Genomic DNA, 22,414 nt, shown 5'->3' with positions numbered 1-22,414 from the left:
GCGCAGGAATTGTCACAAACCGCTGGGATCGCGACAAACCGAAGGGCTTTTCCCGACCGAGGCGCTCTGCTGGTCCGCGCAGCTGCCAGTGGGACCACCCGAGAGCACTCCAGCCCCACATGCTGGGACGCTGTGCTGCCTGGACCCGGCCTCGAACACAGGGTCCCACCCGGTGGTGCTGCTGTTGCCAGTGGGACCATACCAGGGCACTTCCTCCCCACATGCTGGGACGCTGTGCTGCTTGGACCATGCCAGCCCCACACCCGGCCCCAGCCCAGGGAACCGCAGCCCGACGGACCGCTCCGGACCCAGCGCCTATGCTGGAGGAGTGATCCCCGAACCCGATTCCGCCCCTGTTTTCCTCTCCTCCGCTGCCCTGTCGGCAAAGATCCGCGGCTGCCTGCTCGGCGGCGCACTGGGCGATGCGGCAGCCGCAGCCTCCGGGCCCGCATCCGCATCCAGCACGTCGATCACCGCGGACACGCAGCTGGCCCTGTATTCCCTCGACGGGCTGCTTGAAGCCATTGAATGGGCAAATCAGGGAGTAGGAGCGGACGAGACGGCATGCATCTGGCTGGCGTATCTCCGCTGGATGCGAGGCCGGGGCCTGTCGCTCCCCGAGAACGGTCCGTCACCGCTGCCCCGCCCCATTGATGCGGAGCCGCTGCTGCAGCCTGCCGGAACCGAGGGGGACGCAGACCTGGATCCCGACGTCCTGCAGGCGCTCTCCACGGGGGAAATGGGTACCCGGCAGCGCCCGCTCCACACCGGCGTCAACACTCCTGCTGCGCTGGTGCGCTCGGCTCCGTTCGGGCTGCTCCCCTACGTCCAGACGGAAACGGTCTACAAGCTGGCCCTTGACGCTGCCTCGCTGACGCACGGACATCCTTCGGCAAGGCACAGCGCCGCAGTCTTCGCTTCGATGGTCCACGGCCTGCTGGCACCGGGGGCAACGCTCCGCAGCGCGGCAACGGAGGCACTGGCGCAGGCCCGGGCTAACGGAGTTCCGGAGCTCGCGGACCGGCTGCAGGCGGTACTGGACGACGACGGCGGTGCGGGCGCGGCAGCGGCCGGCACCTCGGGCGGAACACCCACATCGGAAGAAGCCCTGGCGATCGGGCTGCACGCCGCACAGGCCGTGGAAGACGCAGCCGACGCTGCCCCGGGAGACGGTAACCTCAGTGCCGCAACAGGAGCTGCCATCCGGGACGCCGCAACGGCGGGCGGCACACCGGCCGCCGTCGTGACGGGAAGCCTGCTGGGGACCCGGTACGGCACCCTTCCGGAAACCGACCTCGAGACGCTGCGGGAACGCGGCGTCATTGAAAAACTGGCCTCGGGGTTCGTTGCCGCAACGGTCGCGCCCTAGGAGACCCCTAGGAGACCCCTGGGAGACTTTGCTGCCGCTACTGTGATGCCCGCGGCCAGATGCCGCCGAGGGTCTGCAGGAATTCGGCTTCCGACAGGACTTCAATGCGCTGGCCGCGCTCGTGCAGGTCCAGTACCCGCCGTGCCTTGCCGGTCAGGCGTCCGCTGCGCAGGTCCCCGGGCTCGAAACCGTCGCCGACCACCAGCACACTGGTGGCGCGGGTGACGTTGCTGGCAGTGCGGGCGCCGACCTCTGCGGCCCGGTCCTTGGCGGTCTGCCGGGCCATGCCCAGGTTGCCGGTGAACACAACAGTCTGGCCGAACAGCGGATGCGCCGGGTCCGCCAACGGATTAGGCGGCGGATTCTCGCCTTCCGAAGGCCAGCCCTGCCAGACGCCGCCTGCCGCAGCCGGCGTACCGGTGCCACGCGCCAGTGCGTCCCGCGTGGCTTTGGAAAGCGGATGCTGCCCCGGCACGTAGGCCGGGAGGTGGGACGCCGGCCGGCCGTCGCGCAGGAAAAACTCCGGCATGGACTGTGCTCCGCTGCGCCGGGCAATATCCACCATGATCCCGGCGCAGGCACGTGCGTCCTCGGTGGCGTCGTGGTGGTTCAGCAGGGGCACTCCGGCCGCTTCCGCGGCGAAAGGCAGCGAATGCGAAGGCAGCTGGTAGGTACGCCGTGAATGGACCACTGTGCAGGTGTAGTCATACGCCGGTCCAGCCAGCTCGGAAACCTCAAGCGCGGAACGGATAACGCCAAGGTCAAAAGCGGCATTGTGCGCCACGAGCAGGTCATCGCCGATGAAGGCACCGATCTCCGGAAAGAGTTCACCGAAGCGCGGAGCCCCCGCCACCATTTCGGGTTCAATGCCGTGGATCCGCACGTTGCGCGGGTCAAAGTAGTCGTGCCCCTCCGGAGGCCGCATCAGCCAGGACGCTTCCTCGACAACCTGGCCGCCCCGGACCTTTACAAGCCCAACGGAACAGGGCGAACCCCGGAAACCGTTGGCTGTTTCAAAATCTATTGCGGTAAAACAGAGCCCTGCATCAGGCATTGCCGCGGGCCGCCTGCTTCCGCCTCGAGCTACGCACCTTGGAAACCACGAACCATACAGCCGCAGCAATTACCGCCACGATAACGATCTTCTGGAAAACGCCGGCGTACTGTTCAACGATGTGCCAGCTTTCGCCCAGGTAATAACCGGCCGCGATGAAGATTGCGTTCCAGATCAGGCTGCCCGCAGTGGTAAGTGCCGTGAAGGTCAGCAGGTGCATCCGTTCGATGCCGGCAGGAATCGAAATAAGGCTGCGGAACAGCGGGATCATCCGGCCGAAGAACACCGCCTTGTTGCCGTGCCGCCCGAACCAGGCCTCCACTTTGTCCACGTCCTCCAGGTCCACCAGCGGCACCTTCGCGACCAGCCGGCGCATCCGGTTCCGGCCCAACCATGCGCCGAGGCCGTAGAGTGCCAGAGCGCCGACGACGGAGCCCAGCGTGGTCCAGAAGAGCGCGGCGGCAATGGAGAAGTTGCCCTGGCTGGCGGTGAAGCCGGCCAGCGGCAGGATGATTTCGCTCGGCAGCGGGGGGAAAAGGTTTTCCAGGGCAATGGCCAGCCCTGCGCCGGGAGCGCCGATGCTTTCCATCATGCCGACCGCCCAGTCCGCCACACCCCCAAGGGCTGAGGGGTCGCCTGAGGCTTCGGCGAGGACGGAGGTGGCTGGGGTAACGGCTTGTGTAATAGTCATCTCGCGCTCAATTCTGCCCTAGGCCCCCCGGCGGGGAAGAATCGGAGCTGCCCTGCCCGGCGTGTTTGGGACACATCACACAACCCGGCCGCGGGTCAGGAAACGTGCGAAGTCCCCTCTGCCAGCGCGAGGATGATGGCAGGCAGCAGGGCGCGGAAGGCCTGGCCGCGGTGGCTGATTGCGTTCTTTTCCGTACTGCTCAGTTCCGCGCAGGTGCGGTCCAGTCCGGCCGGCTGCAGGATCGGATCGTAGCCGAAGCCGCCCGCTCCCCGCGGCGCTTCCTGCAGTGTTCCGCGCAGCTCGCCGCGTTCCACGGTCTCGCCGCCGTCGGGCAGGGCCAGGGCAGCAGCGCAGACGAAGGCCGCTCCGCGGTGCTCGGCGGGAATGTCACCCAGCTGGGCCAGGAGCAGTTCGAGGTTCGCGGCGTCGTCGCCGTGCCGGCCGGACCAGCGTGCCGAAAAAATCCCGGGCGCTCCCCCCAGGACGTCAACGGCCAGCCCGGAATCGTCCGCAACGGCGGGCAGGCCGGTGGCTGCGGCTACCGCATGGGCCTTGAGCAGGGCGTTCTGTTCAAAGGTCACGCCGGTTTCGGCGACGTCGGGGACACCGGCCGCGGCGGCGTCGATCACCTGCGTGTCGACGTCGAGGCCGGGCACCTGCCCGCGGAGCAGTTCCCGCAGTTCGCGCAGCTTGCCCGGGTTGCGGGTGGCCAGGACCAGACGCGCTGTTGGCTGCGGCATTTAGGCCAGGCCCAGGGTCTGCCGCTGGATGACGGCCAGTTCTGCGGTACCCGCCAGGGCCAGGTCGAGGAGGGCGTCGAGCTCGGCGCGGTCGAACGGAGCGCCTTCCGCGGTGCCCTGCACCTCGACGAACTTGCCCGAACCGGTGACCACCACGTTCATATCGGTTTCGGCCCGGACGTCTTCCACGTACGGCAGGTCCAGCATCGGCACCCCGTCGATGATGCCCACGCTGATGGCCGCTACGGTGTCCAGCAGCGGGTTGGCGTTGCGGGCAATGAGCTTGTTTTCCTTGGCCCAGGCTACGGCGTCGGCGAGGGCCACATAGGCGCCCGTGATGGCGGCGGTGCGGGTGCCGCCGTCGGCCTGCAGGACGTCGCAGTCAAGGACAATCGTGTTCTCGCCCAGGGCCTTGGTGTCGATGATGGAACGCAGCGAGCGGCCGATCAGCCGGGAGATCTCGTGCGTGCGCCCGCCCAGCTTGCCCTTGACCGATTCGCGGTCGTTACGGGTGTTGGTGGCCCGCGGGAGCATGGCGTATTCGGCGGTGACCCAGCCCTTGCCCTCGCCCTTGAGCCAGCGCGGCACGCCGGGAGTCAGCGACGCGGTGCACAGCACCCGGGTGTTGCCGAACTCGATCAGTGCCGAACCTTCGGCCTGCTTCGACCAGCCGCGGGTAATGGTGATGCTCCGCAGCTGGTCGGGGGTACGGCCGTCGGAGCGGACGGCTGCAGAGGGTGAAGTGGAAACAGGGCTGTTTGCGGCGGTTGTCATGGGCCCAGTCTATCGGCCGGACGGTCCGCGCCCGGCGGGCTGGCGCCGACGATAATGCGCTTCCACCCTTCCCTGTCCGCTGCGCTGCTCCTAGGGTGGCGCCGTACCGTCTGACCCAGACCTCCTGCAATGACGCAGAAAGGATCGGCACACACATGCGCAGACTTTCATCTTTGGGGGTTGCCGTTTCGCTGGCCCTGGCAACGGCCCCGGCAACGGCAACAGCGGCGGAGCCTGATGTCACGGAGCTCGGGGGGACACTTCCCGGCGGGGCAACGTGGGCAGCACAAATGCCGCAGGACTGGAACGGCAAGCTGGTGCTCTACAGCCACGGCTTCCGGCCCGGACCCGACAACCCGGCAGAGGACCCGGGCTTCGAATCCACCGCGCAGGCGCTGACTGGCCGGGGATTCGCGGTCGCATCCTCGTCCTATGCATCCGCCGGCTGGGCACTCGGCACAGCGGTCGAGGACCAGCTGGGCACCTTGGCCGCCTTCTCGGCCGCGGCGGGCGAGCCGGTCCGGACCATCGCCTTCGGCACCTCGATGGGCGGCCTGGTCAGCAGCCTCATCGCCGAAACCCCGGACAGCGGCGTGGATGGAGCGGTGAGCACCTGCGGGCTGCTGGGCGGCGGAATCAACCTGAACAATTACCAGTTGGACGGAATCCACGCGCTCGCTGAACTGCTTCTGCCCGGAACGGACCTGCAGTTGACGGGATTCCGCACCGCCGAGGAAGCCGGTGTCACCATCGATGCCCTGATGGGTGCGGTACAGCAGGCACAGGCGACGCCGGAGGGCCGGGCCCGGCTGGCATTGGCGGCGGCCCTGATGAACACACCAACCTGGTTCAGCGGAGACATGGAACCGGATCGGAAGGACTTCGCCGCACAGCAGGAGGCGCAGTACAACTGGCTGCTGCAGACGATCCCGTTTGTGGTCGGATCGCGTGCCTCGATTGTCAACGCCGCAAACGGTGACAGCGGCTGGAACGAAGGGGTGGATTACCGTTCCCTGCTGCGGGACTCGGCGCAGCGGCAGCAGGTCAAGGCGCTGTACCGCAGTGCCGGCCTGGATCTGCGCCGGGACCTGCATACCCTCACCTCCACCGCGGACATTGCGCCGGATCCGGAAGCCCTGGACTGGATGGACCGCACCTCGACCCCGCACGGAGACCTCCTGATGCCGGTGCTGACCATGCATACCCTGGCCGACATCCTGGCGCCGGTTCAGTACATGGAGGAGTATGCGGAGACGGTTCGGGACGCCGGGGCCGGAGCGCTGCTGCGCCAGTCCTACGTCGAACGGACCGGGCACTGCACCTTCACCGACGCGGAGCGGGTCGGCGCCGTGCTGGCCATGGACGAACGCCTTGCCACCGGACGCTGGGGAAACCTGGCCGAGCCCCGGCAGCTTGACCGGGCAGCCGAATCACTGGGACTGGGCGAGGCGGACTTCATCAGGTACCGCCCCGAAGAATTCGTCAACGACCGGAGCTACCCGCAGGATCCCGGCTCCGGCCACGGACATGGACACGGACACGGACATGGAAAGGGCCGCTGACGGCGGGCCTATCCCGCTTCCCTCGCCCCGCCCTGCACGGCGAGCGGCGCGGTGAAGGGGCTGCCGACGTCGTAGGAGACACCGGCCACGGCGACGGCGAGGTCCCCGCTGTAGGTTCCGCGCGCTTCCGAGACGCTGACGCTGGCGTCGTTCCAGACCGGCAGGTGCGTGAGGAGCAGCCGCCGGGCCTGCGCTGCGGTGGCTGCTTCTCCGGCGCGGCGGCCGGTCAGGTGCACGCCTTCGATGGCGTCGTCGCGGCCCTCATGGAACGCAGCTTCACAGAGGAAAACGTCGGTGTCGCGGGCAGCATCTTCCAGCCCGGGGCAGGAATCGGTATCTCCGGAATAGGCCAGCGTCCGGAGTACGGGTTCGCCGTCGGCGTCCACGGTGCGGGCCTCCACGCGCAGGGCGTAGGCCTCTTCGGCCGGGTGCCGCACCGGGTAGGGGGTCACGGTGAACGGCCCGATCTGCACTGCGCTGCCGGCGGTCCAGTTGGAGAACTCGAAATCCTCGTGCATGCCCGGATCCAGCTCCAGCCCGTAGGCCGTTGCCATCCGGTCCGCCGTTGCCGCCGGGCCCCAAACCTTGATCCGGTCCCGGTTCCAGCCGGAGGGGTCCCAGTGCACGGCTACGTGGAGGCCGCACAGATCCATGCAGTGGTCCGGATGCAGGTGGGTCAGCAGGACGGCGTCGATGTCCCGCAGGTCCATGTAGCGCTGCAGCGCACCCAGCGAACCGTTGCCGAGGTCCAGCAGTATCCGCCAGTCCCGGACGCCGTCGTTGGCGGTCACGAGGTAGCACGACGCCGGCGAGGCCGGGCCGGGGAAGGATCCGCTGCAGCCCACAATGGTCAGTTTCATACCGTGCCGTTCCAGGAAGCGCCGCTGTGCGCCTCCGTGCGTTCAGGGGCATCAGCCCGGGCTGCGGCAATCATCTGCGGGGTTACCCGCGCCATGCTGCCTGTGGGGTAATGCGCGGCCACATGTTCCACCTGCTGGACGCTGAGCACCTCGGGACCCAGGAAACGCCGGGCAAGCAGTTCGAAGGAGGCCGAGTCTCCGGTGGCAACAAAGGTATGCTGCGGCGCGGTCTGCGAGCGCCGTTCAATCCCGTGCGAGATCAGGGCGCGGTAGACATCCTTCGCGGTTTCCTCGGCACTGGACACGAGCGTGACGCCGTCGCCCATGACATAGGAAATCACGCCGGTAAGCAGCGGATAGTGGGTGCAGCCCAGGACCAGGGTGTCCACGTCACGGGCCTTCAGCGGAGCCAGGTATTCCTCGGCAGTGGCCAGCACGTCGGGCCCGGACGTGATGCCGGCTTCGACAAACTCCACGAACGCCGGGCAGGCCACCGAAGACACCTGCAGGTGCGGGGCCGCGGCAAAGGTGTCGTCGTAGGCCCGCGAACCAACGGTGGCAGCCGTTCCGATGACGCCGATCCGTCCGGTCCGGGTAGCAGCCACCGCGCGGCGGACGGCCGGCTGGATGACCTCGATGACGGGGATGCCGTATCGGTGCGTGTAGCGCTCGCGGGCATCGCGCAGGACGGCTGCGGAGGCGGAGTTGCACGCAATCACCAGGAGCTTGACGCCCGAATCCACCAGTTCGTCCATCACACCCAGCGCTTTGGCCCGCACTTCGGCGATCGGCAGGGGTCCGTAGGGCCCGTTGGCGGTATCCCCCACGTACATGACGGCTTCGTTGGGCAGCTGGTCAAGGACCGCGCGTGCCACGGTCAGCCCGCCGACGCCGGAGTCAAAGATGCCGATCGGGGCGTCCGGGTCCTTGACCCGGACTGTTTCGTGCACAGACGTGCCCAGTGGATGGGTGGAGGGGCTGGCCGGGTTCGAACTCATAATGTAACGACCATAGTCCTCCCCTGCGCGCGGGCACATTCACCGCCCCGTGCCGTTGCTCACATAGTCGACTGCCGGTGCTATGGAGTCCTTGTCACTTCAGGGAGCCGAGCAGCGCCTGCATCAGTGTCTCCTGCAGCCATGTGACGAAGTTGTACACCAGAGCAAGGTAGCCGTCCAAGTCCTCGGCCTTGGACGGATCGGTGATGTCATGCAGCCGCTCGGCGTCTTCATCATTTTCCAGCCCCAGGCGGTCGGCCAGCACCAGCCGGACATCGTTCAAGGCGCGGGCAAAGAGCTGCGCCTGCTCGGTGTCCAGTCGAAGCGGTGCCGTCTCCAGCTGCAGCGCGGCGGCGCGCAGGGCGGCTTGTTTTGATTCGCGCAGCGTTCGTTCCGTGAACCGCCGGAACTCCAGGGCGTCGTCGTCGTTCCCCGTGGTGCCGTTGGGGAGGAGCCTCAGCAGGGCGGAGTCATCCGGAACGGCCGCCGACGGGTCGATGCCGACCATGGCCGCGAGGGGATCGGCATCCGCGGCGGTGTCGGGTTCCAGCAAGGACTGCACATCGGAGAAGAGCTTGCGGAGCAGGTCCCGCTCCCCCGGTTCCAGGTTGGCGGTAATGCCCTTACGGGTGAGCTTGAAGCCGGTGGCCACGAATATCCGTTTCTGTTCTGTGTTCAGGGTCGGGCGGTGCAGGCGGTGCAGGCGGCGCTAGGCCGCGTCCGCCTTCTGGAAGGTGGCCCACAGCCCGTAGGAATGCATGGCGACGGTATCGCGTTCCGCGGATTCCCGGGATCCGGTGGCCACTACGGACTTCCCTGCCTGGTGGACCTCCAGCATGAGCCTGTGGGATTTGGACTCCGAATAGCCGAAATAACTCTGGAAGACGTAACTGACATAGCTCATGAGATTAACCGGGTCGTTCCAGACAATCACGACCCAGGGAACGTCCGAAGACGTGAGGGTATCCGTCTCCTCACGTGTCAGGGTGTCCGTTCCGGGCGCGGTGCTGGTAGCCATGGGTCCAATTGTAGTGAGGAATCGGTTTGCGATCCTCCACCGTGCAGCCTTCTACTCAATGGGGATCCGCGGGTTAGAGTTTTGCCTGTGAACAGTCCCGCCGTCCGGCACACCCCGAATTCAGCCCTTTATACGGACCACTACGAGCTCACCATGCTCCAGGCCGCCCTCCACTCGGGTACGGCTTCCCGCCGGTCCGTGTTCGAAGTCTTTGCCCGGCGGCTGCCGGAGGGCCGCCGCTACGGCATCGCTGCCGGAACGGGCCGCATTCTTGAAGCCCTGGAGAATTTCCGCTTCGAACAACCGCAGCTGGATTTCCTGGCCAGGACCAACGTGGTGGACGAACGCACGCTTGAGTGGCTCGCGGACTTCCGCTTCTCCGGCAACATCTACGGCTACGCCGAGGGTGAGGCGTACTTCCCGCAGTCGCCCCTGCTGATCGTTGAATCCACCTTCGGCGAAGCCTGCATCCTCGAAACCATGATCCTGTCCATGCTCAACCACGACAGTGCCATTGCCTCCGCAGCATCCCGCATGACTTCCGCAGCCGACGGACGTCCCTGCATCGAGATGGGTTCGCGCCGCACCCATGAGGAAGCCGCCGTTGCCGCAGCCCGCGCGGCTGTGATCGCCGGCTTCGACAGCACGTCCAACCTCGAGGCGGGCCTGCGCTACGGCTTGAAAACCGTGGGCACGGCCGCGCATTCCTTCACCCTGCTGCACGATTCCGAGAAGGAAGCCTTCACCGCACAGACGGCGTCCCTGGGCTTTGGCACCTCACTTCTGGTGGACACGTACGACGTCGAGCGCGGGGTCCGCACCGCGGTGGAAGTCGCCGGACCGGCGCTGGGCGGCGTGCGGCTGGATTCCGGCGACCTCGTGGCGCAGGCCCGCTGGGTCCGCGACCTGCTCAATGAGCTGGGCAACACCAAAACGCGCATCATGGTCACGTCCGACCTCGATGAGTTTGCGATAGCAGCCCTGGCCTCGGCTCCCGTGGATGCCTACGGCGTCGGCACCTCCCTGGTCACCGGCTCCGGGGCACCCACCGCCGGCATGGTCTACAAACTGGTCAGCCGCGAGGGAGACGACCACGAGTTCGTTTCCGTGGCCAAGGCCGCAAAGAACAAGGTCTCGCTCGGCGGGCGCAAGTACGCACTGCGCCGGCTGGACGAACACGGCACGGCAACCGCCGAGGTGATCGGCATCGGCCACGCGCCGGCGGACGACGGCAACGACCGTACGCTGCTGCACCAGTTCGTGGCCGACGGCGAAGTCCTGCCCGGCTGGACGGGACCGGAGGCCGTGACGCGTGCTGCCAAGCAGCACGAAGCGTCCCTTGCCGAACTGCCAACCTCGGTGAACCGCCTGCAGCGCGGCGAGCCGGTCATCCCCACCGAATACGAGGAGTAAGCAATGGCCCGCGCCCTGATAATTGTCGACGTGCAGAACGACTTCTGTGAAGGCGGCTCGCTGGCTGTGGCCGGCGGGGCCGACCTCGCGGGGGAAATCACCGACTACGTGGAAACCTCCGCCGGCCGGTACGATCTGGTCGCCGCCACCCAGGACTGGCACATCGATCCCGGTGCGCATTTCTCTGAAACGCCGGACTTCGTGGACTCCTGGCCGAGGCACTGCGTGGCCGGCACCCCCGGCGCCCAGCCGCACCCGGACCTGGACACCGAACTGGTGGATGCCTTCTTCCGCAAGGGCCAGTACGAAGCCGCGTATTCCGGTTTTGAGGGCGTCCTGGCGCCGGACGTTGAGGTGCCCCTCGGGGAGCCGGAAGCCGAGCCGGAGACAGACGCCGAGACATTAAGCCTGGACGACTGGCTGCGGGACAACGACGTGGACGAGGTGGTGGTGCTGGGCCTTGCCGCTGACTACTGCGTACGCGCCACCGCTCTGGACGCGATCGCTGCCGGGTACACCACCGCGGTGATCCCGGAGCTGTGCCGCGGCATCAAGCGCGAGACCACGCTCGCGGCCTGGCCCGAACTCGACCCCCCCGGGGTGTAGAACATCGACCGTGCGCAGGGGCGCAACGCGTGGGCCGGCCGCTGCTGCGGCCGGCCCTCTGCTGTTCCCTGTTGCTGTTCCCTGCGGCCGGAGCTACTTCCGGCCGATGAACCAGTCCTGCAGCTTCTTCAGCCGCTTATTGAGCTGTTCCTCGTTGGCCTGGGCCACGGGCGGTCCGCCGCAGATCCGGCGCAGCTCGCTGTGTACCACGCCGTGCGGCATGCCGGAGCGGGCGGACCAGGCGGAAACGTTCTTCGCCAACTCACCCCGCAGTTCGGTCAGCCGGCGGTGGTCCACCACTTCCGGGGCTTCCGCGGGCGCTGCCTCAGCGGCGGCACCGGAACGGCGGCCCCTGCGGGAAAGCTGCTCATGCTGGCGCTGGCGCAGCAGCGTACTCATCTGGTCCGCGTCCAGCAGACCGGGGATGCCGATGAAATCCTGCTCTTCCTCGCTGCCCAGCGCACCACCGGTGCCGAACTCGCCGCCGTCGAACAGTACGCGATCGAAGGACGCCTGGGATTCCAGGGCCTCGAACTTCTGCTTGGTCAGCTCGCCGGAGGCCTTTTCCTCCCGGTTAGCCGCCTCCATCAGGCTGTCCTCGAGGCCGAAGCCTTCCTCCTCCAGATGGTTGTCCGGGCGGTCCAGCGCGTGGTCGCGTTCGACTTCCATCTGGTTGGCCAGCGCCATCAGGTTCGGCACGGAGGGCAGGAACACCGACGCCGTCTCGCCGCGCTTGCGGGCACGCACAAAACGTCCCACGGCCTGTGCGAAGAACAGCGGGGTGGCGGTGGAGGTGGCATACACGCCGACGGCGAGGCGCGGCACGTCCACGCCTTCGGACACCATCCGCACGGCTACCATCCAGCGCTGGGTGCCGGCGGAGAATTCCTCGATCTTTTCCGAGGCCTTGGCATCGTCGGACAGGATGACCGTGGGTGATTCGCCCATGATCTTCTTCAGCCAGCCGGCGTAGGCACGGGCGTCGTCGTGGTCCGTTGCGATCACGAGCCCGCCGGCGTCGGGCACGGACCGGCGGACCTCGGTGAGGCGGCGGTCCGCTGCGGCCAACACTGCGGGGATCCACTCCCCGGTGGGGTTCAGGGCGGTGCGCCAGGCCTGCGCCGTGATGTCCTTGGTCACCGCGGCTTCGCCCAGCGACGCAGCCATTTCGTCACCGGCGCTGGTTCGCCAGCGCATCTGCCCGGAATAGGCCATAAACATCACCGGGCGGACCACGTGGTCCTTCAGCGCCTGGCCGTAGCCGTAGGTGTAGTCCGCCTTGGACCGGCGGATGCCGTCCCGGTCCTCGACGTACTCCACGAACGGGATGGCGGCGGTGTCCGAGCGGAACGGCGTACCGGTCAGGGAAAGCCGCTTGACGGCAGGCTCAAACGCTTCGCGGATGCCGTCACCCCAGGACAGGGCGTCACCGCCGTGGTGAATCTCGTCCAGGATCACCAGGGTGCGGGCTGCCTCGGTCTTGGCACGGTGCAGCATGGGCTTGGACGCCACCTGCGCGTAGGTGACGGCCACGCCGATGAAGCCGTGCCCGTGCCGTCCGTCGGCGTTCTTGAAGTTCGGGTCGATGGCCAGGCCCACCTTTGCGGCGGCGTCGGCCCACTGCCGTTTCAGGTGGTCCGTGGGGGCGACAACGGTGATGCGGTTGACGATTCCACGCTCCACCAGCTCGTTGGCCACACGCAGGGCGAAGGTGGTTTTACCGGCGCCGGGGGTGGCGACGGCGAGGAAGTCGCTGGCATTGGATGCGAAGTACTTCTCCAGCGCCTCCGCCTGCCACTGACGCAGCTTCGGGGCGGTGCCCCAGGCGGCGCGCTCGGGGTAGGCGGGCGGCAGGGACGCACCGGCGCCGAACAGGGTTTCGGAACTCACGCGGGGAACGCAACCTTTCTCATTTCTCGATTGGTTGTTGCCGTGCGGGCACCGGACGGGCGCAGCGCTGAGCGACTGCGCACGGGCGCAGGCGTAAACACATAGGTCATGCAGGCATCAGGACTAACTGCCTTCACACAGGAAGGCTGGGAAACGGAGCGACGAACTACTTCTTGCCCTTGGGATTGTCGCCTTCGGGACGCAGGCCCTCGTAGATTTCCTTGCAGGTGGGGCAGACGGGGAACTTCTGGGGATCCCGGCCTGGCGTCCAGACCTTGCCGCACAGAGCAATAACCGGTTCGCCCGAAAGCGCCGATTCCATGATCTTTTCCTTGCGCACATAGTGGGCAAAGCGTTCGCTGTCGCCGGGTTCCAGCTCTTCGCGCAGTTCTTCGCGCTCGATGGTTGCCGTGGACGTACCGTTGTCATCCAGGCGGCGTGGATCGTTTTCGAAAGGATCGGGAGGCAGGCTCATGCGTTCCATCTTAGTACCCGCCGACTACTTGTTGATGGAGACCTGCTGCAGCAGTTCCGGCCCGCGCGCGTCCAGCCACCGTCCGCCCAGCCGGATCCCGAGGATCAGCACCGCCGCACCCAGCAGCAGTCCCGCGAGCAGTGTCACAACTCCCCACAGAGTGCTTTCCAGCACGACGGCGAGCACTCCCGGAACGAGCACGGGCACCAGCAACGCAAAGGTCACGAGGCTGAAGGCACCCTGGACCAGCAGGGCCCGGCCGGTGGAACCGGGCGGGGTCTTGAATGCGTTTTCCCCCGGCAGCGGCACGTTGTAGGTGTAGCGCGCAGACACTGCGCTGGAAACCCCCAGCCCGATCATCAGCGCCGCCAGGGAAACCCCCAGTACGGGGGCTATGAGGTCCGCGTGCCCGGTCAGGGCCGCCGGAAGGACGGCTGCGGCAAGCACGGCCGGCACGCTCAGCACTGCGCAGGCCAGTGCCCGGCCGGCACGGTCCGCCCGTCCGGACACGCCGGTGGCCAGATGCAGCGCGAACGCCGTGCTGTCATAGGAAACGTCCGCGCTGATGGAGAAGCCCAGCATAAAAGCCACCAGCGGCCCCAGCGCCAGCGGTACCATCAGGCCCGCTTCCGCACCGGCGTTGTTGCCCGCGAACAGCAGGACCACAACGAGCAGCGGGAGGATCAGCAGCGAAGCGCTGTAGCGCGGGTCCCGCAGCCAGTAAATCAGCGACCGGGCGGCCACGGCACCGGTGGGAGTGGCCGGGAAACGGGCGAGCAGCCCCAGGCCTGCAGCCTTGCGCCCGGCGCCGGCCTGCGGCGGGCGGACCAGGGCCCTCAGCAGCAGGGTTTTCCAAGCCAGCACCAGGAGTGCCAGGAAGGCCGCGCTGATAAGGGTCTTCGCCGCAGCAGCACCGTAGTGGCCAATGGCAATGTCTCCGGGGACCGCCCACACCGCGCCCAGCGGCGTCCAGGACAGCACCTCGGCGAGGCCTGGAAGGAACTCTGCGCCGGCCCGGATCCCGTCGGCAACACCGGCAATGATGGGCCCCAGCAGAACAAGCGGAATGATCAGCAGCAGTCCGGTGAATTCGCGGAACCTGCGGGAGCCGGTCAGGGAGACGGCTGCTGCCACGGCCACCCGGGCGGCGATAAGACACGTGAAGACTGCAACGGCCGAGAGTACAAGCGCTGCGGCCAGCGCAGCCGGCGAGCGGTACCAGCTTGCGGCCTGCGCCAGCACGGCAAGCAGCGTGACGGTGCCCGGAATGCCGATGAGCCCGCCCGCGGCCAGGCCCGCGAGCAGCTGCGGCACCGGGACGGCATAGGTGGTGAAGCGCGCCGGGTCCAGGGTCAGGTCCAGCCCCGACGATGCCACGGGAATCACTGCCCAGGCAACCACGGCTGTGCTCCCTGCCAGGATCACCGCAGTCCGGGCAAGGGCGGGATCGGCTCCGAAAACAAACAGGGCTCCCGCCAGGACAACCAGCAGGGACAGCGCATACAGGCCGCCGAGTATGATCCCCACCAACTGCCAGGGACTGCGCTTCAAAGAGTTGCGCAGCAGCAGCAGCTTCAGCCTTAGAAGGTGCGCAACCATTCCAGCCCCTCCGCGTGGGTGCGCCCGCCGACCAGTGAAACGAAGCGGTCCTCCAGGCTGGTGTCGCCGCGGACCTCGTCCAGCGTTCCCGCGGCCAGCAGGTTTCCGCCGGCCACTACGGCCACGTGGTCGCACATCCGCTGGACCAGGTCCATAACGTGGCTGGAAACAATCACCGTGCCGCCGGCGGCGACATAGTCGGAGAGGATGTCGCGGATGTTGGCGGCCGAGACGGGATCCACTGCTTCGAACGGTTCATCCAGCACCAGCAGGCGGGGAGCGTGGATCAGGGCCGAGGCCAGGGCCACCTTTTTGGTCATGCCGGCGGAGTAGTCCACCACAAGGGTGCCTGCATCGGCAGCAAGATCCATGGCGGCCAGCAGGTCCTTCGTGCGGGAATGCGCCGTTTCCCGGTCCATCCCGCGAAGCAGGCCGGCGTACGTCACCAATTGTTCGCCGGTCAGCCGGTCAAAGAGCCGGACACCGTCCGGCAGTATGCCCATCAACCGCTTGGCCTCCAAGGGACGGGCCCACACATCGGTGCCGTGTACCCAGGCGGAGCCCGCATCCGGACGCAGCAGCCCGGTGGCCAGCGACAACAGGGTGGTCTTGCCGGCTCCGTTTGGGCCGACCAGCCCGTAGAACGAGCCCTGCGGCACTTCGAGGCTGATGCCGTTGACGGCAGTCTTCCGGCCGAACTGCTTGGCTAGTCCCCGGACGGCGAGAGCCGGGACGGGATCCGGTGTCGATGTCATGGCCATAGCCTAGCCATCGCCGTACCGGCTAGAACATGCCGCGCCGAGCGGCCCGCTCGTACTGCGGCACCCAGGGCAGCTTGGCGTCCAGCTCCGCCGCTGCACGCATCCACCAGTGCGGATCCCGCAGGGCGGCACGGGCAATGAGGACCGCGTCCGCGGAGCCGGCCTGCAGGATCTTCTCCGCCTGCGTACCGGAATCGATGAGTCCGACGGCGGCGGTAGGCACTCCTGCGCCGTGCCGGACCGCTTCGGCATACTCCACCTGGTAATTCGGTCCGACGGGGATCGTGGCCCCGGGAACGGCTCCGCCGGTGGAAACATCCACCAGATCCACTCCGTGTTCCCGCGCAGCCCGGGCCAGGACCACCGAGGACTGGGCGTCCACTCCCCCGGGCATCCAGTCCGTGGCGGAGATCCGCAGCAGGAGCGGCATGGAATCGGGAATCACAGCCCGTACCGCGTCGATGACCTCGAGGGTCAGCCGGTTCCTCCCCGCCTCGTCCCCGCCCCACGCATCGGTGCGGGTATTGACCAGCGGGCTGAGGAACTGGTGCAGCAGGTAGCCGTGCGCGCCGTGGATTTCGATGGTGTCGAAGCCCGCGTCGACCGAGCGGACAGCCGCATCGGCGAAGTCGCGGATTATCTGCCGGATACCCGCTTCATCCAGGGCGGCGGGAGCCGCGTAGCTGCCGAACGGGTCCGCCGTCGGTCCGACGGTCTGCCAGCCGCCGTCGGACTGCGGCACGCTGCCTGTGCCGGCAGCGAACGGAGCATAAGTGGAGGCCTTGCGCCCGGCGTGGGCCAGCTGGATGCCGATGCGCGCCTGGACGGCGCCGTGCCGGTGCACGAAATCCGTGATGCGCTGCCAGGCGGCGGCCTGCGCCTCGTTCCAGATCCCGGCGTCCTGCGGGCTGATCCGTCCTTCCGGCTGAACCGCAGCGGCCTCGGTGATGATCAGGGCGGCCCCGCCGGCGGCGAAGGAGCCCAGATGCATCAGGTGCCAGTCATTGGGTACGCCGGGCGCATGGGCGGCGTCCGCGGAATACTGGCACATGGCGGCCACCCATCCGCGGTGGGCCAGCTCCATTCCGCGCAGGGTGACGGGGTCAAAAAGCGATGACGTGTCCAAGGAAAGGCCCCGCAGCCTAGAACAGTGCCCGGGCGAGGGCGGAACGGGCCTTGGTGACCCGTGGATCGGCGATGCCCACCACTTCGAAGAGGTCAAGCAGCCGCAGCCGGGCGGTTTCACGGTCTTCGCCGTGCACCCTGCCGATCAGGCCGGTGATCCGGCGGAAAGCATCCTCGACGTGCCCGCCGGCAATGTCCAGGTCCGCGACGGCAAGCTGCGCCTGCACATTGTCAGGCTCTTCGGCGCCTGCCCGTCGGACGGCCTCCGCGTCAGCGTCACGCAGCCGGGCCATGAGTTCCACCTGCGCCAGGCCGGCCTTGGCTTCCGCGTCGGCGGGCTGCTCGGCAAGTGCCCGGCGGTAGGCCGCAGCCGCGGCGTCGTAGTCCTCGGCGTTGATGGCGTCGAAGGCTTCCTGGTGGAGCGGGGGCAGCGGCGCTTCCGGCGCCTCTTCCGGGGTACCGCCTTCCAGGGACCCGTTGACACCGTTGGCGGCGGCCACCTGCATCAGCTCGCCGACCAGGGCACGGATCTGTTCCTCCGGCATCGGCCGGTCCAGGAGCGGCACCGGCTGGCCCTTGATCACTGCGGCCACGGTGGGAACGGTGACGGCGGAGAAGGCCTGTGCAATCTGCGGGTAAGCTTCCGCGTCCACCCGTGCCAGCAGCATCCGGCCGTTCTGTTCCACGGCGATGGACGCCAGGATTGCGGAGACCTGCTGCGAGTCGGGGCTCGCATCGGAATACAGGTCAATGACCACCGGAACTTCGGCGGAAAGCTGGACAATCTGGGGGAAGGTTTGTTCCGAGACCTGCACCACGAACGGTGACGGCGCGGGAGCGGCTCCGGGGGCAGCTCCACCCGGGGCTGCGGGGGCCGCCGGGGCCGTGGAACGTGCCTTGAGGGCGGAGAGGTCAACTGCACCCCGCAGGTTCATCGAGGAGGGGGCTGCCGGTGACGGGCGATGGTTCGGTGTGCTCATTTCTTCACCTTATTACGCCTCGCCCGTCCACCGGCAAGCCCAACGCTTCCTCCTACAAAAGGTTCGCGGACAGCAGTTCCTGCGCTGCACCCACTACCAGGGCCTGGCTGGTGCCGCCGGAAGCCGGAACGTAAAGCATTACGGCTTCGCCGTGGGTGACGTCGATGCCCTTGTCGGTGTTCGTCTCGCCGGTCAATGCCTGGTAGACGGTGCCTTCAAGGTTGACCGAGTCGCCGGCTTCCTTGGGTGTGCTGGAGAACGTGTTGGACAGGTAGCCGAACACGATGGCCCCGCCGTCCTCGGTCCGCAGTGCGTACGTTTCCTTCGGATCGGCGGCATGCTGGAACGTGTTGGTGGCGAACTCATTCTTCGGGTCGCTCTGCACCTGCTGCTGGAACTTGACCACGTCCTCGCTGAACCGGTTGGCGCCGAAGGTGTCCTTGTTCTCGCCCTCCGGATTGGTCAGGGAGTCTGCCAGCGCAGCGACGGCGTCCTGCGGCGACATGGCCAGTCCGTTGTCCGAGTCTGCGGGAATCTGGGCCGAGCCTTCGGTGGCAGCGGGCGGCTGCGGGAAGGTGCTGGCAGGCAGCATCTGGACAGCGGAAACGAGCTTGTAATTGTCCCTGGCCGAGTCCTGGACCAGCAGCAGCGCCTGGGGCACCGGGTTTTCCTCGCCCTGGGTCACAGCGACGACGGTGCGCGGCCAGTCGGCGGCGGTGCCGATCGACTGGGTCCGCAGCGTTTCCGCGGCCACCGGCACAGGGGCTTCATGGTCGGCGGACTTCGCGGCCACGGCGTAGTTCGCAGCACGCATGGCGTAGGCGGCGCCGCCGACGCGCGGCTTCAGCATCGACGCATCCTTGGCCGCGTCGCCCGCCTCGACCGTGCCGGCCACGGAATCCAGGATGCGGGTCAGCTGGGAATCCACAATTACCGGCTGGCTCCCGGCGGCGGACTCGTCGGCAGCCAGCGCCGCTGCGGGGGCAGAGCCCGCTGCCAGAACGGCGGCGGCAGCAGCGGCCAGGAAGGCCGGACGACGGCGGTTGGGGGCGGCGGCGGTGAAGGCCGACGTCGTTCCCGAGACGCTGGGCTGCTTGTCAGCAGGCCCGGTCTCCGGACCGGCGCTGCGGCGGCTGCTGCGTCGCGGACCGTCGGAGCCGCTGCGCAGGAAGGCGAGGGCCAGGCCCAGGACGGCCAGCAGGGCACCGATGACAATCAGCGGCACGGCGAACGGACGGGTGGCGTCATTCGCCCAGGTCAGGGTCACGTCGGTGGGGGCGGCAGCGGTGCCGTCCGTGGCGAGCAGCATCCGCCAGTCGCCCTCGCCCGGCGCCTCCCAGTCGTAGGACAGTTCGCCTTCACCGGACTCTTCAATGACCCAGAGGTCAGAACCGGCAGGATTCGGAGCGGTCTTGCCGGTTTTGTCGGTGCCGACGGTTAGGTCCGAGTTGCCGTCTCCCGGACTAAGCCGGGTGGCGGCGGCGTCGGCCACCCATGCCTGGACATCGTTGGCCCGGCCAACCGCCAGCGTGAAGGGAGCATCCGAACGGACGGTGATGTCCACGCCGTCGGAGTATTCGGCCAGCAGTTCCGGTTCCAGTACGGTGACCACGGCACCCTCGGTGCCCTCGGCTTCCATGGAAACCGACTGTGTCTCGGGTGGCGCCCAGAACGTGCGCTGGCCAATGCCTATCAGCATCAGCAGCACCCCGAGGACGATCAGCGGAACCGCAAATTTGTTTCGCACAACTTACCTATCTTCAGTCTGGGCAAATGACATGGCAGGGCGGCGGATTTTCCGAACCGGCAGGCCCGAACGCGGGCGCCGGAATGCGGCGGCTAATTCGCAGCTGGTCATTGATGTCCTGGCACTTGGTAACCCAATGGTAACGAAATCCCTCCAGAGCACCCATTCGGGTGATGAACCGGCGCGGTTACCGCCGGATGCGCGTAAGCGGAAAACGGTTTCGGCGGCGCGCCGGCTGGTAAGGTTTCGGTTCGTATCGGCAGCCCAATCAGGCAGAGGAGAAACGCGCGAAATGAGCGATAACGAGGACGTGCCCGTCCACGCGCCGCTCCCCGGCCCTGCGGACAAAAAAGCGGCGGACGGGAATGCCCCTGACGGGAATGCGCCCCGCACCCCTCTGCCCGGATTCCTTTCCACCGCTGCGGACCGTGTCCGCTACAGCCTGCGCCACGGCGTTCCCGGCGCCCGGCCGCGGCCGCGCTTCGAATTTCCGCCCGAGGACGCAGCCGGTCCGGAGATCACGGTCGACGAGGACGTGCGGCTTCCCGATGAACGGCTCAGCGTCAGCGGCAGCGGGCAGGGGCATGACCCGGAAAGCGGGAGCCTGCGCGCCCATCCCATCTACTTTGGTTTTATGCTCACGGTCGGCGTTGGCCTGGCCCTGCTGTTGTTCTTCGTCATCACCAACGTCGGCGAGCTGCTGGTCTGGATCGGCGCCGCCCTGTTCATTGCCCTGGGACTGGATCCGGTGGTCCGCTGGCTGGCCGCGCGGCGGATCCCCCGCCCCGCCGGCATCGCCATCACCGTGCTGGTGCTCGCCGGCGTCGTTACGGCCTTCTTTGCGACGCTGATCCCCACCATCGTCAGCCAGTCGACGGAAATCATCGCCAACGCTCCGGGCTATATCAACAACTTCCTTGCCTCGGACTTCTTCGTCAACATCGACAAGCAGTTCCAGATCCGTGACCGCATCGAGCAGGAAGTCGGCAGCTTCTTCTCTAACAGCTCCGCCGTGGGCGGCATTTTCGGCGGGGTCCTCAGCGTGGGGACGGTGATTGCCAACGGCCTGTTCGGTGCCCTGATCATCCTGGTCCTGACCCTGTACTTCCTGGCCTCCCTTCCGTCGATGAAGAAGTGGGCCTACCGGCTTGCCCCGCGCAGCCGCCGCCGCCGGGTGGAGGCCCTCTCAGAGGAAATCACCGGCAGCGTCGGCAACTACGTGATCGGCCAGGGCCTGGTCGCGTTGCTGGACGCCACCTATGCCTTCATCGTGATGACCATCACCGGCGTGCCGTTCTCGGTGCTGCTGGCCTTCCTGGTGGCGCTGCTCGCATTCATCCCGCTGGTGGGCCCGCCCATAGCGCTCGTGCTGGTCTCATTGGTGGCCCTGACGGAGGGCTGGCAGACGGCGGTGGTCTTCGCCATCCTCTACATGGCCTACCTGCAGTTCGAGGCCTACTTCGTCTCCCCCCGCGTGATGCAGCGGGCCGTGGCAGTGCCCGGCGCCGTCGCCGTCATCGCCGTGATTGCCGGCGGCAGCCTGCTGGGAGTACTGGGGGCGCTGATAGCCATCCCGACGGCGGCCGCCACCCTGCTGCTGCTCAAGGAAGTCTTCATCGCCCGGCAGGACCGGCAGTAGCCCGTCAGTATCTGCGGCGGATCCGCCAGCAGTGGTTGTGCCAGTGCCGCCGACCCTCGACGGCGGTCTGGCGGCCCAGCAGCGAGTCTTCCTGCCACACGACGAGGTGCGCGGTTCCGGGCGGGATGATCTGCCCGCAGCCGGGGCACCGATAGTCCTTTGCGGCGTTGCCGGCCGTGATCTGCCGCACCGACCATTCGCCGTCGGGACCGCTTTCACGGCGCGGAATACCGGCACGCGTGCGTTCCAGATCCCCTTCCGGCGGGGCGGAAGCCCACTTGCGGCGGGCGTTCCGGCCGGCAGCACTGCCGGCGGCAGGCGTGCGGCGGGGATGGTTCGAACGGGGCATAGAAGTCATTTTGCCGTAGTTCAGCCGGTAAAGTGCAACTGTGCGTTTAGTAATAGCCCGATGCTCCGTTGACTACGTCGGCCGCCTCCGTGCCCATCTGCCCCTGGCCGTAAGGCTGCTCATGGTGAAGGCCGACGGTTCCGTCCTGATCCATTCCGACGGCGGATCCTACAAACCGCTGAACTGGATGAGCCCGCCGGCCACCATGCGCAGCCTCGAACCGGACGAGACGGACGCCGAAGCCGGCGTCACGGAAGTCTGGAACGTCCAAAGCGCGAAGACCGACGACCGCCTGATCATCAGCATCCACGAGCGGTTCTCGGACGTCTCCCATGACCTCGGAACCGATCCCGGCCTCATCAAGGACGGCGTGGAAGCAGACCTGCAGCGCCTGCTGGCCGAACAGATCAACCGCTTGGGCGAGGGCCACACGCTGATCCGCCGCGAATACATGACGGCCATCGGCCCCGTGGACATCCTGGCCCGCGACGCCACGGGCGCCACGGTGGCCGTGGAACTGAAGCGGCGTGGAGACATCGACGGCGTGGAGCAGCTGACCCGCTACCTGGAACTGCTCAACCGGGACCCGCTGCTGGCTCCGGTCCGCGGTATTTTCGCCGCCCAGCAGATCAAGCCCCAGGCCCGCGTGCTGGCCGAGGACCGCGGGATCACCTGCCTCACGCTCGACTACGACGCGATGCGCGGCGTGGATGACCGGGATTCCCGCCTCTTCTGACTCCCCCGCCCCGCTCCCGGCCGCCGGG

General features: G+C 67.5%; 22 protein-coding genes. 6 read left to right on the top strand and 16 right to left on the bottom strand.

The features are described 5' to 3' along the window. Positions 1-328 precede the first annotated feature (328 nt). Positions 329-1,369, top strand: a complete 1,041-nt coding sequence (locus NNX38_RS06710; protein WP_255797306.1) for an ADP-ribosylglycohydrolase family protein — start codon at positions 329-331, stop codon at positions 1,367-1,369. 37 nt (positions 1,370-1,406) lie between these two features. Here NNX38_RS06710 and NNX38_RS06705 read toward each other — a convergent pair whose 3' ends face one another. The 4 genes from NNX38_RS06705 to rph all read right to left on the bottom strand — a co-directional run bounded on the left by NNX38_RS06705 (position 1,407) and on the right by rph (position 4,628). Beyond that, positions 1,407-2,423, bottom strand: a complete 1,017-nt coding sequence (locus NNX38_RS06705; RefSeq protein ID WP_255797305.1) for an exonuclease domain-containing protein — start codon at positions 2,421-2,423, stop codon at positions 1,407-1,409. Next, positions 2,416-3,114, bottom strand: a complete 699-nt coding sequence (locus NNX38_RS06700) for a DedA family protein (protein ID WP_255797304.1) — start codon at positions 3,112-3,114, stop codon at positions 2,416-2,418. The genes NNX38_RS06705 and NNX38_RS06700 overlap by 8 nt, the downstream gene beginning before the upstream one ends. 95 nt (positions 3,115-3,209) lie before the next feature. Continuing rightward, on the bottom strand, positions 3,210-3,854 hold the full coding sequence (rdgB, locus tag NNX38_RS06695) for an RdgB/HAM1 family non-canonical purine NTP pyrophosphatase (protein ID WP_255797303.1): 645 nt from the start codon (positions 3,852-3,854) through the stop codon (positions 3,210-3,212). Beyond that, positions 3,855-4,628, bottom strand: coding sequence for a ribonuclease PH (gene rph, locus NNX38_RS06690; protein WP_229949457.1), 774 nt, complete (start codon positions 4,626-4,628; stop codon positions 3,855-3,857). Positions 4,629-4,783: 155 nt separating this feature from the next. Between rph and NNX38_RS06685 the strand changes: the two genes are divergently transcribed. After that, the gene (locus NNX38_RS06685; RefSeq protein ID WP_255797302.1) at positions 4,784-6,190 is read left to right on the top strand and encodes an alpha/beta hydrolase; all 1,407 of its coding nucleotides are present in this window, start codon (positions 4,784-4,786) and stop codon (positions 6,188-6,190) included. Between the two features lie 8 nt (positions 6,191-6,198). On the opposite strand, the gene NNX38_RS06680 is transcribed toward NNX38_RS06685, so the two are convergent. From NNX38_RS06680 to clpS, 4 genes are all read right to left on the bottom strand, one after another. Then, the gene (locus NNX38_RS06680; RefSeq protein ID WP_255797301.1) at positions 6,199-7,050 is read right to left on the bottom strand and encodes an MBL fold metallo-hydrolase; all 852 of its coding nucleotides are present in this window, start codon (positions 7,048-7,050) and stop codon (positions 6,199-6,201) included. Beyond that, positions 7,047-8,048 (bottom strand): glutamate racemase, encoded by a 1,002-nt coding sequence (gene murI / locus NNX38_RS06675; protein ID WP_370646381.1) that lies wholly within the window; start codon positions 8,046-8,048, stop codon positions 7,047-7,049. Before murI ends, NNX38_RS06680 begins: the two co-directional genes overlap by 4 nt. A 94-nt stretch (positions 8,049-8,142) precedes the next feature. Beyond that, positions 8,143-8,700 carry a DUF2017 domain-containing protein gene (locus NNX38_RS06670; RefSeq protein WP_255797299.1) on the bottom strand — a complete coding sequence of 186 codons (558 nt, stop codon included), beginning with the start codon at positions 8,698-8,700 and terminating at the stop codon, positions 8,143-8,145. 57 nt (positions 8,701-8,757) lie between these two features. Further along, a complete protein-coding gene (gene clpS, locus NNX38_RS06665; protein ID WP_255797298.1) occupies positions 8,758-9,066 on the bottom strand; it encodes an ATP-dependent Clp protease adapter ClpS in 309 nt (102 codons plus the stop codon). 87 nt (positions 9,067-9,153) lie between these two features. Between clpS and NNX38_RS06660 the strand changes: the two genes are divergently transcribed. Further along, positions 9,154-10,479, top strand: coding sequence for a nicotinate phosphoribosyltransferase (locus NNX38_RS06660; protein WP_255797297.1), 1,326 nt, complete (start codon positions 9,154-9,156; stop codon positions 10,477-10,479). A gap of 3 nt (positions 10,480-10,482) precedes the next feature. Further along, the gene (locus tag NNX38_RS06655; protein ID WP_255797296.1) at positions 10,483-11,085 is read left to right on the top strand and encodes an isochorismatase family protein; all 603 of its coding nucleotides are present in this window, start codon (positions 10,483-10,485) and stop codon (positions 11,083-11,085) included. Between the two features lie 93 nt (positions 11,086-11,178). On the opposite strand, the gene NNX38_RS06650 is transcribed toward NNX38_RS06655, so the two are convergent. The 7 genes from NNX38_RS06650 to NNX38_RS06620 form a co-directional block, all read right to left on the bottom strand. Further along, a complete protein-coding gene (locus NNX38_RS06650; RefSeq protein ID WP_229949470.1) occupies positions 11,179-12,975 on the bottom strand; it encodes a DEAD/DEAH box helicase in 1,797 nt (598 codons plus the stop codon). A 166-nt stretch (positions 12,976-13,141) separates the two neighbouring features. Next, positions 13,142-13,450, bottom strand: coding sequence for a DUF3039 domain-containing protein (locus NNX38_RS06645; protein WP_227918249.1), 309 nt, complete (start codon positions 13,448-13,450; stop codon positions 13,142-13,144). A 24-nt stretch (positions 13,451-13,474) separates the two neighbouring features. Beyond that, positions 13,475-15,049 (bottom strand): transporter, encoded by a 1,575-nt coding sequence (locus NNX38_RS06640; RefSeq protein WP_255797295.1) that lies wholly within the window; start codon positions 15,047-15,049, stop codon positions 13,475-13,477. Next, positions 15,031-15,804, bottom strand: coding sequence for an ABC transporter ATP-binding protein (locus NNX38_RS06635; protein WP_255797294.1), 774 nt, complete (start codon positions 15,802-15,804; stop codon positions 15,031-15,033). Before NNX38_RS06635 ends, NNX38_RS06640 begins: the two co-directional genes overlap by 19 nt. Before the next feature lie 28 nt (positions 15,805-15,832). Beyond that, positions 15,833-16,936, bottom strand: a complete 1,104-nt coding sequence (locus NNX38_RS06630; RefSeq protein ID WP_255797293.1) for an NADH:flavin oxidoreductase/NADH oxidase — start codon at positions 16,934-16,936, stop codon at positions 15,833-15,835. A gap of 16 nt (positions 16,937-16,952) precedes the next feature. Next, entirely contained in the window at positions 16,953-17,915 is a 963-nt protein-coding gene (locus tag NNX38_RS06625) for a tetratricopeptide repeat protein (RefSeq protein ID WP_255797292.1), read from the bottom strand. A gap of 52 nt (positions 17,916-17,967) precedes the next feature. Continuing rightward, complete coding sequence (locus NNX38_RS06620; protein WP_255797291.1) at positions 17,968-19,662, bottom strand: hypothetical protein; 1,695 nt, start codon at positions 19,660-19,662, stop codon at positions 17,968-17,970. Positions 19,663-19,954: 292 nt separating this feature from the next. Between NNX38_RS06620 and NNX38_RS06615 the strand changes: the two genes are divergently transcribed. Further along, entirely contained in the window at positions 19,955-21,301 is a 1,347-nt protein-coding gene (locus tag NNX38_RS06615) for an AI-2E family transporter (RefSeq protein WP_255797290.1), read from the top strand. 4 nt (positions 21,302-21,305) lie between these two features. Here the strand turns inward: NNX38_RS06615 and NNX38_RS06610 are convergent, their stop codons facing one another. Further along, entirely contained in the window at positions 21,306-21,650 is a 345-nt protein-coding gene (locus tag NNX38_RS06610; protein ID WP_229949483.1) for a hypothetical protein, read from the bottom strand. Between the two features lie 40 nt (positions 21,651-21,690). Here NNX38_RS06610 and nucS point away from each other — a divergent pair, with 40 nt between their 5' ends. Further along, positions 21,691-22,386 carry an endonuclease NucS gene (gene nucS, locus NNX38_RS06605; protein ID WP_229949485.1) on the top strand — a complete coding sequence of 232 codons (696 nt, stop codon included), beginning with the start codon at positions 21,691-21,693 and terminating at the stop codon, positions 22,384-22,386. Positions 22,387-22,414 lie beyond the last annotated feature (28 nt).

The organism is Arthrobacter sp. zg-Y238 (genome assembly GCF_024385525.1).
GTDB lineage: Bacteria > Actinomycetota > Actinomycetes > Actinomycetales > Micrococcaceae > Arthrobacter_B > Arthrobacter_B jinronghuae.
The sequence above is the reverse complement of the archived record's forward strand: the minus strand, read 5'-3'. Positions and strand labels throughout refer to the sequence as shown.

Coding starts and splice junctions, on each gene's coding strand:
- NNX38_RS06705 (WP_255797305.1), bottom strand. CDS start 2,423: ATGCCTGATGCAGGGCTCTGTTTTACCGCAATAGATTTTGAAACAGCC.
- NNX38_RS06700 (WP_255797304.1), bottom strand. CDS start 3,114: ATGACTATTACACAAGCCGTTACCCCAGCCACCTCCGTCCTCGCCGAA.
- rdgB (WP_255797303.1), bottom strand. CDS start 3,854: ATGCCGCAGCCAACAGCGCGTCTGGTCCTGGCCACCCGCAACCCGGGC.
- rph (WP_229949457.1), bottom strand. CDS start 4,628: ATGACAACCGCCGCAAACAGCCCTGTTTCCACTTCACCCTCTGCAGCC.
- NNX38_RS06685 (WP_255797302.1), top strand. CDS start 4,784: ATGCGCAGACTTTCATCTTTGGGGGTTGCCGTTTCGCTGGCCCTGGCA.
- NNX38_RS06680 (WP_255797301.1), bottom strand. CDS start 7,050: ATGAAACTGACCATTGTGGGCTGCAGCGGATCCTTCCCCGGCCCGGCC.
- murI (WP_370646381.1), bottom strand. CDS start 8,048: ATGAGTTCGAACCCGGCCAGCCCCTCCACCCATCCACTGGGCACGTCT.
- clpS (WP_255797298.1), bottom strand. CDS start 9,066: ATGGCTACCAGCACCGCGCCCGGAACGGACACCCTGACACGTGAGGAG.
- NNX38_RS06655 (WP_255797296.1), top strand. CDS start 10,483: ATGGCCCGCGCCCTGATAATTGTCGACGTGCAGAACGACTTCTGTGAA.
- NNX38_RS06645 (WP_227918249.1), bottom strand. CDS start 13,450: ATGAGCCTGCCTCCCGATCCTTTCGAAAACGATCCACGCCGCCTGGAT.
- NNX38_RS06640 (WP_255797295.1), bottom strand. CDS start 15,049: ATGGTTGCGCACCTTCTAAGGCTGAAGCTGCTGCTGCTGCGCAACTCT.
- NNX38_RS06635 (WP_255797294.1), bottom strand. CDS start 15,804: ATGACATCGACACCGGATCCCGTCCCGGCTCTCGCCGTCCGGGGACTA.
- NNX38_RS06625 (WP_255797292.1), bottom strand. CDS start 17,915: ATGAGCACACCGAACCATCGCCCGTCACCGGCAGCCCCCTCCTCGATG.
- NNX38_RS06615 (WP_255797290.1), top strand. CDS start 19,955: ATGAGCGATAACGAGGACGTGCCCGTCCACGCGCCGCTCCCCGGCCCT.
- NNX38_RS06610 (WP_229949483.1), bottom strand. CDS start 21,650: ATGCCCCGTTCGAACCATCCCCGCCGCACGCCTGCCGCCGGCAGTGCT.